Raw genomic sequence first — 15,972 nt, 5'->3', positions numbered from 1 at the left:
AGTAAGCTGATTACGTTTAAAGACTAATACGCAGCCCATCAAGTAAAGTTTATTTATTCTATTATTCAACCAATTGAGAAAACTGAGCGTAGTAGGTTGTTCATGATCATGTTTCATTGCCTGTGAAGTAGGTTAAATAGAAGGAGATGTCTTGCACCCCTCAACGTGGCTTAAAACGGATGACATCGGGCTTTTCTGTGAGCCGGGAGGGTTTTATATCGACCCCATGTCGCCAGTATCTACCGCGCTAGTAACTCACGGCCACGCGGACCACGCTCGTGCGGGCCACGATTCGGTATATACCAGCGCCGAAACCTTAGCCATTATGCGCACCCGCTATGGGGAAGACATGAGCACCCATCAATATAGTGTCGAGATGGACATACCACTTCACTTTAATGATGTGAGAGTAACGTTTTACCCTGCAGGCCATATACTAGGGTCTTCTCAAATTCTGATAGAGCATGCCGGCTACCGTGTTGTGGTATCTGGCGATTACAAGCGCCGCCACGACCCTACTTGCCCCCCTTTCAAGGTTATTCCTTGCGATATTTTTATTACTGAAGCCACGTTTGGCTTACCTGTTTTTAAACACCCCCCCATTGAAGACGAGATAGAAAAACTGTTGCAATCACTACGGGTGTTTCCTAACAGCTGTCATTTGGTCGGGGCCTATGCACTCGGCAAATGCCAACGGGTTATTATTGCGCTGCGAGAAGCTGGATACCACCAGCCTATCTACCTCCATGGGGCGCAACTTAAATTATGTGAGCTGTATCAGTCGTTCGGCATTGACTTAGGTAAACTCATTCCGGTGAGCGAAATCGCAGATAAAACGGCCCTGAGTGGCAATATTGTCATTGCTCCTCCCTCGGCATTAGCAGACCGCTGGTCACGAAGCTTACCAAACGTAAGAACGGTCATGACATCAGGCTGGATGCAAATACGAGCGCGAGCCAAACAGCGTAGCGCTGAGCTTCCGCTTATTATCTCAGATCACTGCGACTGGCCTGAATTATTGCAAACCATCAATGAGGTAAACCCAAAGGAAGTCTGGGTAACACACGGCAGAGAGGACGCGCTTATGTACCAAGCAGAGAAGATGGGGTACAAGGCACGGGCACTTTCACTGGTGGGCTACGATGAAGACACCCAGGGAGAGTCGTAATGGAAGCCTTCAGTCAATTGCTTGAACAGCTTTATTTCACCTCAAGTACAAAAGCCAAAGCCAAGCTTATTGCGGACTATCTTAAACGTACCCCCGACCCCGACAGAGGCTGGGCCGTTGCGGCCATTGCAGGCACATTGACCTTCGATTTTTTCAAGCGTAATACGGTAAAAAAACTTATCAGTGAAAGAGTCGACCCTGCACTGTTTGCGATGAGTTATGACTATGTGGGCGAGGTCAGCGAGACCGTCGCGCATTTGTGGCCCGATTTTCAACCCCGCTCTCCCCTCCCTAGCTTATCCGAGGTGGTTGAGTGCTTTTCATCGGTAAGCAAAAAAAACGTATCGTCAGTGCTTGCCGACTACCTCACGATGATGACACCAGCTCAGCGCTGGGCGCTATTGAAATTAGGTACACGGGGGCTGAGAATTGGTGTGTCAGCGCGTTCGATTAAACAGGTACTGGCTGACTATGGCGGCAAAGATATTAAAGAAATAGAAACATTGTGGCACGCTGTACAACCGCCCTACGAAAGTATGCTTACATGGCTAGATGGGAATGCGCCTAAGCCTGACATTAAGAATGCTGTGACCTTTCACCCTGTGATGCTGTCACACCCTATTGATGATGAAACCATTCAACACTATCAAGAAGATGAGTGGCAAATAGAGAACAAGTACGACGGCATCAGAGTGCAGCTGTCGTGCAACTCGGTTAAAGATGATCCTGAAAAAGCCCTCTATTCTCGCACAGGTGATGACATTAGCCCGTCTTTTCCTGATATGCTCGAATCGCTTAGCGGACATATGGTGCTTGATGGTGAACTGCTGGTCATGCATGGCGAACGGGTTGATACGTTTAATGCCTTACAGCAGCGCTTAAACAAAAAAAAGCCCTCAGCCGCGCTTATTTCACAATACCCTGTGGGGCTAGTTGTTTACGATGCATTGGTGCTTGATGGAACGTCGCTCACCGAGCGTCCTTTAAAGTATCGGCGTGAAATGCTAGAAAAATGGTTAGCCGACAACGGCAACGATAGACTTCACATCTCCAGCCTACTGCATGCTAATTCAGTAGAAGCATTACGAAACTTACATGAAACCGTTTGTCAAAACCGAGCGATTGAAGGTTTGATGCTTAAACAGCGCGATAGCAGTTATATACCGGGCAGGCCTAAGGGGAAATGGTACAAATGGAAAAGAGATCCGCTGGTAGTGGATGCGGTAATAATGTACGCCCAGCGTGGTCATGGAAAACGTTCAAGTTTCTATTCTGACTTTACCTTTGGAGCATGGGAAAACGCGCAACTGCTGCCGATAGGTAAAGCCTATTCAGGTTTTACAGATGAAGAGTTAAAGAAACTTGATAATTGGGTACGGCGGAACGCCATAGGCCGCTTTGGCCCGGTAAGAGAGGTGAAAAAAGCCCTAGTGGTAGAAGTGGCGTTTGACGCCGTCCATCCATCAACCCGACATAAATCAGGGGTTGCCTTACGATTTCCTCGCATTCATCGTATTCGGTGGGACAAACCCGCAGATGAGGCCGATACGCTAGCAACAGTAAAAGGGCTCATTGAAACCTAACTAAACCTGCACGCTATCTGTACAGGCTCAGTGATTAGGGCCACATTACCTACCAGGTGTAACATGGCGCCGCACAGAAAAATTATAAGTCGCCTTGTGTGGGCAACGCGCTAAACGCACCATATTGCGTTACCGTATAAGCCCCGCAGCGAATTGCAAATGCCGTTGCCTCACTGACATTCTCAATGCTCGTCGCCCATTCAGCAAATGCGTGCGTATTCTCTACTCTTGTGGATAGAAAATACAAGAAGCCTCCTATAAAGGCATCGCCCGCAGCGGTGGTGTCTTTTACATCCATTTTGGGAGACGCGAGTGTTCCACTGAACGACTCCGTAACGTAATGAATAGGCTCCCCCCCGTCGGTGACAAGCACGATTTTTACGCCGCTTTGTAGCCACTCTTGCACTTTAGCATCAGCATTCTCTTCCCCATACAACGCAGCAAGCTCTTCTCTACTTGCTTTTATGATAGAGACTCGCCTTGCTATATCATCAATGCGTGAGGGAGCCTGCTCGGTATCATCCCAAAAAGCTGGACGATAATTGATATCAAGGCATATCAGCATATTGTCCTGTCGTGCTTTATCGACAATGTAGTGTGTGCTGGGAATAAGTTCTGGCCCTGAAATAGATCCTGAACAGAAATGCAAAACGGTCTTGTCGTTGCATGAAAGCGTGGATAGGTCTTGCTCAGTAATATGCTTATGCGCGGCGTTATCAACATAAAAATCGAATGAACGCTCGCCATCTTCGTCCAGATTAACAAATGCAAGTGCAGTGTTAGCGCCTTTCGTTTTCCATACAAAGTCGGTATTAACATTGTAATGCGTAAGCATTTCTAGAAGATAATGTCCGAAAGTATCATCGCCAACTTTCGACACCATTGCACTTTGCCCACCAAGCTTTGCCACCGCAACGGCGACATTAGCGGGCGCACCACCTGCATACGGTTGAAATGGTTTCATTGCTGGCGTATTGCCTTCCTTAGGCGCAGCCCCTTGGCTTAACATATCAATAAGCACTTCACCTAAACATAATACTTTCATGGTTGCCTCTGCGAATATGTTGCGTGTCATAAAGACGAAGGCGCTAGCGTTTACCGCTGACCTTCAGAAGCGCATGCTGTACACGCACCTTATAAAAAATGACAACATTAAGTTAACAATATGGCAGTAAGTATTGTCCAACCTTTAAATTAAATCAACTTAATTGATTTAATACTTTTTGACTAGCAATCGCTGCGAAAAACCGTACTATCAGCTGACTAATGTAATAGCACGTTAATTTATTCACTGACTTCGCGTTTTAGCGGCCATGAGACTATAGGAATTCTCTGCAAAATGAGTACGATAGCGCCCTTCGTATCTGTTCACGCCCCGATTGACGGTCAATTGCGTAGCGATGACCGCTCTAGGAATGAGCGTGACTTACTAGAGCTCATCCGTAATAAAGGTCCACTACCTAAAACGAAGCTGGCACAGTTATCAGGTTTATCTGCTCAGTCTGCAACGGTCCTTATAAATAAATTAGAAAAAAGTGGGTTAGTAAAAGCGCATCCCCCAGTAAAAGGAAGAATTGGACAGCCTCAGATTCCCTTCGGGCTTAATGCGAGCGGCGCATATGGCCTAGGCTTTAAGGTAGGGCGACGAAGTTTCGACATTACGCTCATTGATTTGTGTGGCAATGTTATATCTACCGTCCACGAGAAAATACCTTACCCAGAAGTGGACCATTTTTTATCATTCGCGGTTCGCGCTTATGCCGCTGTGACTCGTGTGCTTTCTGAAGATGAAAAGAAAAAGATTCGTGGCGTCGGCGTGGCCATGCCGTTTGAGGTATGGAGATGGGCCGAGGAAGCGGGTGCACCCAACGATGTGCTCTCACAATGGCAAAACATCGACCTTGCCGCTCGTCTATCAACAACACTTTCATTACCCGTATACATAAGCAATGACGCGACTGCAGCATGCACTGCCGAGCTCAGTTTTGGTAACGCTGCCACGTTTTCAAATTTTTTATATGTTTTTGTCGGCACGTTCGTAGGTGGAGGTGTAGTGCTAAATAATACGATTCTTGCCGGCACATCTGGAAACGCAGGCGCAATAGGATCATTGCCCTTTTCGTCAGAAAATGGTGATCAACTGATAAATCAATCATCACTTTATTTACTCGAAACTGAGTTGAACCGTGCAGGGTTTGATGGGCAACAGATTTACAATACGCCTGACTACTGGCCGGTTGCTACTTCTATAATAACCTCATGGGTCGAGCGCGCATCTAAAGGGGTTTCGTTTTCAGCGCACTGCGCAACTGCCTTACTTGATATTGAAGGCATTATCATCGATGGCGCCATGCCCGATAACGTAAAAGGCTTGCTTGTCGAACGCACCGCCGCAGTGTTGCGCAATACTGACATGAAAGGGCTCTCTTGTCCTCGTGTTGTCAAAGGCTTGGTAGGCAGTAAAGCACAGTCCATTGGCAGTGCGAACTTGCCCCTCCTTGCTAATTACTATTAAACGGAGTGCAAAATGAGTGCGCATAACATTACACTTCTCGATGGCGGCATGGGCCGAGAACTTGAGCGTATCGGAGCGCCATTTAAGCAACCAGAATGGTCAGCCCTTGCGCTTATGCAAGCACCTAATTTAATTGCCGATGTTCATCGCAACTTCATTGCTGCCGGAGCGCAGGTTATTACCACGAATGCCTATGCACTTGTTCCTTTTCATATCGGCGAAGAATGCTTTAGAGATCGCGGTTTTGAACTGGCATTGCAGGCTGCCCAAATAGCCCGAGATACGGCAGAGGCATTCTCAACCACCTCACCTATCAAGGTAGCGGGCTGCATACCTCCGGCATTTGGTTCATACCGCCCTGAATTATTCGACCCAACGCGCGTCATCGACATTTTATCCCCCCTTTTACGGGCGCAAGAAGCGTTTGTTGATATGTGGCTCATTGAAACGGTAAGTTCATCACAAGAGGCCATGGCGGTAATAAGTACCATAAAGCAGTTCTCGAACAAGCCAATATGGCTGTCGTTTTCATTGACCAATAGACATGACTTAACGTTACCCCTATCGTTACGCTCGCAAGAACCTTTAGATTCGGTTATTCCACTCTTAGAGCGCGTAGATACGGTACTATTTAATTGCTCTCAACCGGAAGAGATGGAAGAGGCCATCACGTTTACGCGTGCGCATAATAGCGATATCACCATTGGAGCCTATGCCAATAGCTTTTCAGAGGTAAAGCGAACGCACGACGCCAATGCGATGTTATCCTCGCTTCGTGAGGATGTAACACCTGAAAGGTATCTCAGCTATGCGAAGCGGTGGGTCAATGCTGGTGCAACAATTATAGGAGGGTGCTGCGGAATTGGGCCTGAGCATATAAGCGCACTTACTGCGCTTCAAGAGTAATGAAAGCGTGGTATTGCTTGCGAGACGCAATACCACGTATGTTGGCTATCTGGTGAACGGGCTGGCACGCTAAACGCACCAGCCTTCTAGCGCTTCACAGCCCTCTAACGCGTCACGACGTTTTTCGCGCCTTTTAAAAGTGCTTCCTTATCTATTTTATTTGGGACTTCTATGCCGCGGCGTGCTGCAGGACGTGCCTCAATACTGTTTTTCCAACGAATGAGGTTATCTAGGCCATCAATGCTTGCGCCCGACCATTCATACGTTCGTACCCAGCACCAATTTGCCATATCCGCTATGCTGTAATCACCCGCAAGATACTCGCACTCTGCCAGATGTCCGTCTAAGACAGTAAATAATCGGCGCACTTCATTTTGGTATCTATCGATTGCGATAGGGATTTTTTCCTCTAAATACCGGTGAAACACATTGGCTTGTCCCATCATGGGCCCCACACCACCCATTTGAAACATTAGCCACTGAATCACGTTGCTGCGACCTTTAACGTCAGTTGGCAAAAACATTCCGGACTTTTCAGCCAGATAGATCATAATAGCGCCTGACTCGAAAACGACATGGCCATCAGCACTTCTATCAACAATGACAGGTATCCTGCCATTGGGATTCATCGCAAGAAACTCAGGCTGTTTTTGCTCTCCCTTCATTAGGTTTACGGCATGTGCCGTGTACTCAAGTCCCATTTCTTCTAATGCGACAGATGCTTTCCATCCGTTCGGCGTTGAAGCGGTATATAAATCAATCATTAGGCTTTTGCGCTCGGTCTGCTTGATACGCTCGTGTACCAACGGTTCAAATTCACTTGCTCGTCCTTTAGCTTAATGCCAACAACACGTGCAAAGTCCAGTGCACAGAGTGCAGTTATGTCTGCGATGGTGAATGCATCACCGGCAATAAACTCGCTTTGTCCCAAACGACGCTCCAGTATGTTTAGGTATTTTGAGGCATTGATACCCGCTTCTTTACCATACTCTGGAACCGGGACCATGCGGTCTTTAAAGTAGCCCGTAGTATGCTGAAAGCACATTCCCACCTGCAGCATAAAAGCGAATTCCACCTGACGTTGCCACATCGATATGGTCGCTTTCTCTACCGGCGTGGTTCCCATCAACGAGGGTTCAGGTTGTAATGCTTCAAAATAGGTACAGATAGCATCGGTTTCGGCAATACAGGTGCCATCGTCTAATTCGAGGATCGGTATTTTGCCTAAGGGGTTCTTAGCGCGCATTTCTGCGCTTAAATTTTCCCCTTTTTGTATATCAACTTGGACGTAGTCCATATCAACGCCCTTTTCGGCTAAGAACATTCTTACTCGACGGGGGTTTGGCGCTGTTTTCGTTTCATAAATCTTCATAGGGTCAGGCTCTTATTGTGCTGAATAATCAAGAATAGTGCGCTCGTAAACAAGGTTCAAATCACAATCAATTGAGGGATATGTATTACATCTCTGAATGGTTATACCTGTATTTCGGCAGCCACTAGCTATCGCCAATAGCAACGATTACCCGTTTAACCTCGTTGGCCGTGAAATGCGTGGCGAGATAAGTATCAATCGCTTCCTGCTTTTCCTGGGCTGTCTGTTGAGAAGACATGGCCCCATCTTTAAATGAGATAAATGAATTTACTCGTTGCTGCCATTTTTCCTGCTGTTCCCATGTGGCCACTAGCCGCGTTGCCACAGCGCTACCAAACTCTGCAGAGAGGGCATTAAAACGAGAGTTATTATCATCATGCAGCGCCTTAATTTGCGCAATGCGATGCATGTTAATCGTAGGTTGGTAAGGTGCCTTCTCACGATCTGACAAGGTGTTCAACTGCTCAAAAATGGCGTCGCGCTTTTGGGCATCAGACAACCCGGTGGTATTGGCGATACGAAGCCGCTCCACGGCACGTTCGTCTATTGCGCTGTCTTCACCAAACAGATATGTCTGTTCGTGTTGAGAAAAATATTGCTGGCGGATGTCATGTCGCATATCTAACGTGGCCATTATGTCGCTGGGGCTCACATTGTAGTTGTCAATATCAACGTCCTGCGTAGACAGAGCAATTTTGTATTCAACGTAACGACCAAACAGGTCAACAGCATAATCTCGAGACTTAACGGTAAAGTAGGTGCTCGCATGACTCGCATACTGGGCGAGCACGACTTTTTCATCTTTTGTTTCTTGATCAAAAATAAACTTATCGAATGCATCTTTGGTATTTTCGCCCAGTAAAAAGGCAGTAAGGGTTTGTTCTATCGGTAACTCGTGTAAAACTGCCCCAGCAATACTCTGTTGCTCAAGCATAGGAGTCGAAGGTTGCTGTTCGTTAGACCGCACGGCAGGCTCATCATGCGTTGCTGGGTCAACTGAAAACATCACAACACCGAGTATAACAAGGAGGCCGAAACCTCCTAATAATGCCCAATTACGCACCTAATTAAAGCCCTAACGACTTAAGCCTGTTAGCTTGTCTTACGAACACATCGACAGGATTAGTCTCAAACCAATGCGTAATACCAAAACTTTGGTTCACTTCATCTAGATGGTTCATTTTATAATTGTCTTTAAGCACCTTTCCTAGGTGGGAACTACATGTTGATACCAATCCGTCATTAGGCTCATTAAATGCCAACCCAGTTATCGCTAGAAACGGATCAACGACATCAAGTGCGTTGGTGTAGGTGCGGCCGCCGCTCCACGAGAAATAATGCACGCCGTTTTCTGCAAGCATTTTTCCATCATTTCGACAGTAGGCTGATGGCATGCCCTCTGGGTAGCGACGGTTAAACGCCAGCGTGCCATTTGTAGAAAGTGAATTTAACGCCTCGACCGCATCAGTGGGCTGGTCTCTTGGGTCAGAACCTGACGCTAACTCAATCACATTTGCAAAGGCATCAACAACCAAGCCCACTGTTCCCTCTTGAATCGAGTCCTCTGCTAAGCCATTGCGTAACATGTCCGCTACTGCACTCCCCCAATTCACTCCGCCGACAGAGCTGACAGATGCAACTTTGTCAGGCGCGACACTTGCCGCGTAGCGCGCCGTGGGCCCACCATGACTGTGCCCAATAATATTGACTTTTTCAGCGCCAGAGAGAGCGAGTACTTCGTCGATATACTGCAATAATTGCTCGCCGCGCACTTCTGTAGAATTTGCTGGTGCAACCTCTGCGATATAAACCTGCGCACCATTGCGAGTAAGTTTGTGTGGAACTTTATAAAAATAATCGACAAACAAAATGTCATCGAAACCAAAAAGTCCGTGCACCAACACAATAGGGTATTTGGTTTTTGCGTAGGTACCTGACAGTGCCTGCATCGGGACAAGTACCAGTATTAGCGTGAGTAACAGTGTCAATTTCTTCATTATGTGCCCTTTTTTTAAGAGGTCCGTGGTCAGACCTTTTTGTTATATTTATGTAAATATAATGTAAAGATCAACCAGCACGATTAACCAAAGAAAGGAATAACAGAAAGAAAAAGAGGAATATCGCCAAATACAAAAAGTAAGATATTGATATTATTGATATTTATTTGCTATATACGTATTGCACACCATACTATTTTGCTAACGAATACAGACCATAAACAGCTGTGATACATAATAGTTGAGGCGGTTTATGTTTTCTTGAAACATTGAATGTAATTAACCGATAAGCTTGGTGTAGTTTGCCACTGAGACGACAATACATTTAATTTCATTCCCACTTCATGGGTTAACGTAAAGCCCTTTCCCACCCATTGCTTAAGTTCGGTGGGTTTCACAAACTTTTTCCAGTCATGGGTACCGATAGGTAAGTACCGCATCACGTATTCCGCGCCCACAATTGCAATAATAAAGCTCTTAATGGTTCGGTTTAATGTGGCGAGGATAAGCATACCGCCAGGTTTTACTAGAGAAGCACATTCTCTTATTAACGCGGCTTGGTCTGGGACGTGCTCTACCACTTCTGCATTAATCACTACATCGTACTGTTTTCCCTGTGCAACCAGTTCGCTGGACAATTGATGCTTATAATCAACGCTAACGTTATTATGAAGGGCATGACGTTTCGCTACCTCAATGCTCATTGCACTTGCATCAATGCCAGTCACATTTGCACCTAAGCTCGCCAACGATTCACTGATAAGCCCACCTCCGCAGCCAATATCAACAATAGATAGGTCGGCCAGCGCGTCCTTCCCTTCATCCCTGTCAAAGTGCTCACGAATTTGAGCGGTCATTACCGCTAATCGAGAAAAGTTAAACGCCAGTGCTGTTTTATACTGCCCGTTTGGGTCCCACCACGATTCTGCCAGTGCATCAAATCGAGCAATCTCATCTTGTGAGTAATTTAGCGGCGCTGACTTTTCACTTTTATCTAGCATGACAAAACCTTTTTTCTGATGGCGGCGTATATTCACGTTACACTTATCAATGGTACAACGATTTTTATTTGAGCATCGTATTCGATACGGTTACTGTTTTTCTATCAACGCTCAATATACGTATGAAGTGGAGTTATCGTTTTGGCGAATGAAAAAAATGTATATGGCCGCCCATTACAACTTTGCTGTGGAAACACAGGCTTTACCCGCGAGGGCTTTTGTTATGTGCCTGATGCTGACGTTGGCAATCATAGCGTGTGCGCGGTAGTCACCGATGAATTTTTGCAATTCTCACTTCGCCAAGGAAACGATTTAATCACCCCTTGGCCTAGTATGGCATTTCCAGGGTTGCTCGCGGGAGACCGGTGGTGTTTATGCGCTGCGCGCTGGTTGCAAGCGTATGAAGCAGGGGTAGCACCAAAAATAAGGCTTGAAGCCACACATGAGAAGGCGTTAAACGTTATTCCTCTGGCGCTACTAGAAGAGTATGCAGAATAAAAAAGAGCGACGGTGCGCTCTTTTTTATTTATTGATTAAGTGAATCACGTCATGATTATGGCGTTCTAATCACCATCAACCTTGTTTCAGTCATATCTTCAATCGCATAGCGAATACCCTCGCGACCTAAACCTGAGTCTTTCACACCGCCATAGGGCATATTGTCTACACGCCAGCTTGGTACGTCGCCGATCACTACCCCACCAACATCGAGTTCATTCCACGCTTTGTGTGCTTTATAAATATCTCGCGTAAATACGCCAGCTTGTAAACCATACCGGCTGTTATTCACTTCTTTCAGTGCGTCATCGTAATCATCGAAAGGTAGCAATATCGACAACGGCCCGAACGCCTCTTCTGCACTCGCGTCACACCCCTTTGGTACATTTTCCATGACAGTGGCCTGTAGCATGGCCCCTTCTCGTGTTCCACCGCATAAAATAGTGCCACCAGCCTCACTAGCTTCAATGATCCAGTTGTGCAATCGCTCAGCCTCAGATTCTGAAATCATAGGGCCAATAAAGGTGTTTTCATCTGACGGATCGCCCGATACTAACCCTTTTACTTTTTCCACGTATTTCGATTTAAATTCATCATAAATTTCAGAATGCACGAGTAGGCGCTGTACGCTAATACAGCTTTGACCCGATTGATAATACGCACCAATAATGACACGCGAAATCGCGTCGTCTATATCGGCATCTTTATCAACGATGCAAGCAGCATTACCGCCAAGCTCTAACACCACAGGCTTCTTACCCGCTTTTGCTTTAAGTGCCCAGCCCACATCAGGTGACCCTGTAAAGCTTAGTAATTTTAAACGATCGTCGGTAGTAAATAGGTCTGCTCCGTCTCGGCTACACGGAAGAATCGAAAACGCACCTTTGGGAAGGTTAGTTTCAGCGAGTATTTCTCCAATGATCAACGCCCCTATGGGGGTTCGTGAAGCCGGCTTTAACACAAACGTACATCCGGCTGCGATGGCGGGTGCCACCTTGTGCGCAGCCAAATTAAGAGGGAAATTAAACGGCGATATAAAAGAGCAAGGGCCAATAGGGACTTTCTTAGTCATGCCTTGATACCCTTTAGCACGTGCAGTGATTTCTAGATTCACCACCTCTCCGCCAATACGTACGCTTTCCTCTGCGGCAATTTTAAACGTATCAATTAAACGACTCACTTCACCTTTCGCGTCTTTAATCGGTTTACCCGCCTCAATACAGAGTGCATCAGCCAATTCGTCAGCACGCTCAGTAAAACGTTTCACACAATGCTCAAGAACAGCTTGACGCTCATAGGGTGCCATCGCAGTCATAGCCGGCTGCGCTTCTTCCGCAGCGGCAATTGCTTTATCAATAACCGAGGCATCTGCCATCGCGACGCGTGTCGCCACTACGCCACTATATTTATTGGTCACTTCAAGATCGGTATTTGCAAAACAGGCCTCACTGGCAAGGTAGTACGGATAGCTTTCCTGTAACATATTCTCTCCCTATAACTTAGCGCTAAGCTCTTTAATTGTATGGTTCAACGTTTTGTCATTCATGCTGTAATCTACCGGGCAATCGATAACATGAACGCCAGGTGTTGATAAACAACTTTCTATAATAGGCACTAAGACATCAGCACTGTCAACACGCCAGCCTTTAGCACCATAACTTTGTGCATACTTAACAAAGTCTGGGTTGCCGTAATCAAGACCGAATTCGTCAAACGACATATTAGCTTGTTTCCACTTTATCATGCCGTACGCATCGTCTCTTAAAATCACAACAACGAGATCAAGCTTTAGCCGAACAGCAGTCTCAATCTCTTGACTATTCATCATAAAACCACCGTCGCCGCACACACTTAACACTGGCACGTCGGGCTTCACCAATTTAGCCGCAATCGCAGACGGTAAACCGGCGCCCATGGTCGCAAGCGCATTATCAAGTAATAGAGTGTTAGGGTGGTAGGCCGGGTAGTTTCGCGCAAACCAGATTTTATATATGCCGTTATCTAAGGTGACGATGCCGTCTTCAGGCATTACTTTTCTGATATCTCTCACAAAACGTTCTGGAAGAATAGGGAATCGATTATCATCTTCGGCTTCAGCTCGGTGCGCAACATAAGCATCGTGCACATCTTTATAGAAATCGAGCATCCAGTTATCTTGCGGTGTTATCCCTTCTTTTAACTGCCAAATACTGTTAGCAATGTCGCCGACAACTTCCAATTGAGGAAAATAAACAGGGTCAACTGCGGCGGTTTCAAAATTAACATGAATGACTTTTTTACCGTCGTGATGCATGAAGAACGGGGGCTTCTCAACCACGTCATGCCCAACATTGATGATAAGGTCGGCGCGCTCAATAGCACGGTGAACAAAGTCACCATCAGACAATGCCGTATTGCCAGCAAAGCGTGGGTCACTTTCATTCAATACGCCTTTCCCCATTTGGGTTGTGACATAGGGAATACCTGTTTTATCGACAAACTCGCGAAGCATTTTCGCCGTAAGTTTGCGATTAGCGCCAGCGCCTATCATCAGTAACGGAGATGTAGCGCTTTCTATCATTTCAACCGCCGCAGAAATGGCTTTATATTCTGCTATTGGTCTGCGTGACACACTTGGCGCTAACAGTGGCTGTGTGGTATCTTCTGCTGCGATATCTTCCGGTAACTCAATATGGACCGCGCCAGGGCGCTCTTCATGTGCAAGCCTAAAGGCCTCGCGCAACGCAGAAGGTATACGGTCGCCACTGACCACTTGAGTTGTGTACTTTGTGATGGGGCGCATCATATCGACAATATCGATGACCTGAAACCTACCTTGTTTGCTGGTCTTTATCGGTTTTTGCCCTGTTATCATAAGCATGGGCATTGCCCCTAATTGGGCATACGCAGCAGGTGTTACTAGATTGGTAGCGCCAGGCCCGAGAGTAGAGAGGCACACGCCCACCTTTCCCGTAAGACGGCCATAGGTGGCGGCCATAAAGCCTGCGCCTTGTTCATGGCGAGTGAGCACTAATTTGATAGACGACGCGCGCAGAGATTCCAGCAAGTCTAAGTTTTCTTCCCCCGGAATGCCGAATACATATTCGACCCCTTCGGCTTCTAACGCTTTTACAAATAAATCAGACGCTTTCATTAATCGCACACTCCTTTGACTTTCGTAAAGTGATGGCGCGCTATCTCAAACACACCCAGTGGTATTGCTACGCACTAAGTATAGATAACGATTAATGTTTTTTAATGAATAGAGACAATAACAGTGATAAATATACGAGAGGAGTACTTAATCCAGCTCTGCTTCCCATTTGGCTAACTTCGCTTGCGTCGCTGCATCGACCTTAGACTTATTATTACTTATCCACCAGCGCTCCATAAGCCTTACGTTTTTCTGGTTGGCTTTGTAAAAAATGTCGATAATGTCACCAACGAAAGGGATGAAGCCCAAACCAAAATCGATTACTGAATTTTTTATCATTTGAGCAACAAGGGCTTTCGGCATACCTAGCGATTTACCCAGCCAAACAATGCGCAGTGACACAAACAACATGAGTGCATCACCCGCCCCAGGGATGAGACCGACGAGAGAGTCGAGACCAATTTTCACAGGAATAATGGGTAACTTTACCGCCGTATCAAGCAAGTTTGCCATTTTCTGTGCTTTGAGTAATGCTTTAGGTGCACCAACGTCCTTGTCCATAAAATCCTCGTTTATTTGTCTGAGCCCATCGTATGAGCCAATCCTGCGCGTACCGAGTTATCACTGCTTACGGTCCAGCCATGAAGGTTTTCTTGAACGAGCGAAAACAACATCTCGATATGTTCTTCATCACTGTTTAGTGCATCGATATATTCATACCGCTGGCCACCGGCTTCCATAAAGTACTCTCGGTTTTCCTCGCCAATTTCTTCTATTGTCTCAAGACAATCAGCAGAGAACCCCGGACACATCACTTGAATAGACTTAACACCAGCCTCAGGCAAACCTTTTAGGGTTTCATCTGTGTACGGTTTCAACCACTCCTCTCGACCAAAACGTGACTGAAAGGTCGTCATGTAGTCATCGTGTGCTAGTCCTAATTTTTCTGCAATAAGACGCGATGTTTTATGACATTCACAATGGTAAGGGTCGCCATTCATTAAGTAGCGCTTTGGAATACCATGATAGGAGAAAATAAGCTTGTCGGCTTTATCGTGCGTCTTCCAGTGCGCTTTTACTTTGTTAGCCAGCGCAGTAATAAAGTCATCTCTATCGTTGTAGTGATTAATGAAGCGAAGTTCAGGTAACCATCTACGTTTCATAAAATCTTGTGCAATTGCGTCAAATGTCGAGCCCGTCGTTGATGCGCTGTATTGCGGATAAAGCGGCAACACAACTAACTTTCGTACCCCATTTTCAAGCATTCTGTCCAAAACACTTTTGATTGAGGGATTGCCATAGCGCATAGCAAAATCGACGATAACATCATCACCATACGTCGCTTTACATTTTGCCTCTAAGGCTTTTGATTGGGCTTTGGTAATACTTAGTAACGGCGAGCCGTCGTCTGTCCATACCGTCGCATACGCTGCGGCAGAACGTTTAGGCCTAATATTAAGAATAATAAGGTTTAATATACACCACCAGATTGGCTTTGGAACTTCTACTACTCGGGGATCTGACAAAAACTCTTTCAAGTAAGGTCGCAGTGCGCCGGCTGTTGGACTGTCTGGCGTTCCTAGGTTCGTCACTAACACACCAATTTTATCGGCCTGTGCGTGGGTAAACCCTTTATTACTCTTAAACTTCATTTACGTTCTCTTAAGACATCGTTAATACAGATAGTATACTGAAATAGTCAGCATTATGATCTGTCCTAACGCAAAATTAGTGTGATCATACCGATTAGTTTTGCCGATAAAAAAAGGCGGAAAACCGCCTTTATTAACTGTTAATGT

General features: G+C 46.2%; 15 protein-coding genes. 5 read left to right on the top strand and 10 right to left on the bottom strand.

Features of this window, described 5'->3' with window-relative positions; translation table 11 throughout:
- Positions 1-151 precede the first annotated feature (151 nt).
- Positions 152-1,168, top strand: coding sequence for a ligase-associated DNA damage response exonuclease (locus tag AC27EZ_RS10255; protein WP_487135238.1), 1,017 nt, complete (start codon positions 152-154; stop codon positions 1,166-1,168).
- Positions 1,168-2,751: a cisplatin damage response ATP-dependent DNA ligase gene (locus AC27EZ_RS10250; protein WP_487135237.1), complete on the top strand. Its 1,584-nt coding sequence runs from the start codon at positions 1,168-1,170 to the stop codon at positions 2,749-2,751. Before AC27EZ_RS10255 ends, AC27EZ_RS10250 begins: the two co-directional genes overlap by 1 nt.
- A gap of 82 nt (positions 2,752-2,833) precedes the next feature.
- Here the strand turns inward: AC27EZ_RS10250 and AC27EZ_RS10245 are convergent, their stop codons facing one another.
- Positions 2,834-3,796: a carbohydrate kinase family protein gene (locus tag AC27EZ_RS10245; RefSeq protein WP_487135236.1), complete on the bottom strand. Its 963-nt coding sequence runs from the start codon at positions 3,794-3,796 to the stop codon at positions 2,834-2,836.
- 294 nt (positions 3,797-4,090) lie between these two features.
- Here AC27EZ_RS10245 and AC27EZ_RS10240 point away from each other — a divergent pair, with 294 nt between their 5' ends.
- Positions 4,091-5,266 (top strand): ROK family transcriptional regulator, encoded by a 1,176-nt coding sequence (locus tag AC27EZ_RS10240; RefSeq protein ID WP_487135235.1) that lies wholly within the window; start codon positions 4,091-4,093, stop codon positions 5,264-5,266.
- Between the two features lie 12 nt (positions 5,267-5,278).
- The gene (locus AC27EZ_RS10235) at positions 5,279-6,172 is read left to right on the top strand and encodes a homocysteine S-methyltransferase family protein (protein WP_487135234.1); all 894 of its coding nucleotides are present in this window, start codon (positions 5,279-5,281) and stop codon (positions 6,170-6,172) included.
- Between the two features lie 104 nt (positions 6,173-6,276).
- On the opposite strand, the gene AC27EZ_RS10230 is transcribed toward AC27EZ_RS10235, so the two are convergent.
- From AC27EZ_RS10230 to ubiG, 5 genes are all read right to left on the bottom strand, one after another.
- Positions 6,277-6,936 carry a glutathione S-transferase family protein gene (locus AC27EZ_RS10230; protein ID WP_487135233.1) on the bottom strand — a complete coding sequence of 220 codons (660 nt, stop codon included), beginning with the start codon at positions 6,934-6,936 and terminating at the stop codon, positions 6,277-6,279.
- Entirely contained in the window at positions 6,936-7,544 is a 609-nt protein-coding gene (locus tag AC27EZ_RS10225) for a glutathione S-transferase family protein (RefSeq protein ID WP_487135232.1), read from the bottom strand. Before AC27EZ_RS10225 ends, AC27EZ_RS10230 begins: the two co-directional genes overlap by 1 nt.
- 124 nt (positions 7,545-7,668) lie before the next feature.
- Positions 7,669-8,550, bottom strand: a complete 882-nt coding sequence (locus AC27EZ_RS10220) for a lipase secretion chaperone (protein WP_487135231.1) — start codon at positions 8,548-8,550, stop codon at positions 7,669-7,671.
- A gap of 61 nt (positions 8,551-8,611) precedes the next feature.
- On the bottom strand, positions 8,612-9,541 hold the full coding sequence (locus tag AC27EZ_RS10215; RefSeq protein WP_487135230.1) for a lipase family alpha/beta hydrolase: 930 nt from the start codon (positions 9,539-9,541) through the stop codon (positions 8,612-8,614).
- A gap of 251 nt (positions 9,542-9,792) precedes the next feature.
- Positions 9,793-10,542: a bifunctional 2-polyprenyl-6-hydroxyphenol methylase/3-demethylubiquinol 3-O-methyltransferase UbiG gene (ubiG, locus tag AC27EZ_RS10210; RefSeq protein WP_487135229.1), complete on the bottom strand. Its 750-nt coding sequence runs from the start codon at positions 10,540-10,542 to the stop codon at positions 9,793-9,795.
- Positions 10,543-10,683: 141 nt separating this feature from the next.
- Between ubiG and AC27EZ_RS10205 the strand changes: the two genes are divergently transcribed.
- Positions 10,684-11,040, top strand: a complete 357-nt coding sequence (locus AC27EZ_RS10205) for a DUF2237 family protein (RefSeq protein WP_487135228.1) — start codon at positions 10,684-10,686, stop codon at positions 11,038-11,040.
- 55 nt (positions 11,041-11,095) lie between these two features.
- Here the strand turns inward: AC27EZ_RS10205 and AC27EZ_RS10200 are convergent, their stop codons facing one another.
- The 4 genes from AC27EZ_RS10200 to hemH form a co-directional block, all read right to left on the bottom strand.
- Entirely contained in the window at positions 11,096-12,523 is a 1,428-nt protein-coding gene (locus AC27EZ_RS10200; RefSeq protein WP_487135227.1) for an aldehyde dehydrogenase family protein, read from the bottom strand.
- Between the two features lie 9 nt (positions 12,524-12,532).
- Entirely contained in the window at positions 12,533-14,173 is a 1,641-nt protein-coding gene (locus tag AC27EZ_RS10195) for an acetolactate synthase large subunit (RefSeq protein WP_487135226.1), read from the bottom strand.
- 147 nt (positions 14,174-14,320) lie between these two features.
- Complete coding sequence (locus tag AC27EZ_RS10190; RefSeq protein ID WP_487135225.1) at positions 14,321-14,734, bottom strand: DUF4112 domain-containing protein; 414 nt, start codon at positions 14,732-14,734, stop codon at positions 14,321-14,323.
- A gap of 11 nt (positions 14,735-14,745) precedes the next feature.
- Complete coding sequence (gene hemH / locus AC27EZ_RS10185; protein ID WP_487135224.1) at positions 14,746-15,825, bottom strand: ferrochelatase; 1,080 nt, start codon at positions 15,823-15,825, stop codon at positions 14,746-14,748.
- Between the last annotated feature and the right edge of the window lie 147 nt (positions 15,826-15,972).

It is taken from the genome of Alteromonas sp. 4NH20-0056, from assembly GCF_057539655.1.
This window is presented reverse-complemented; position numbering and strand designations above follow the sequence as displayed.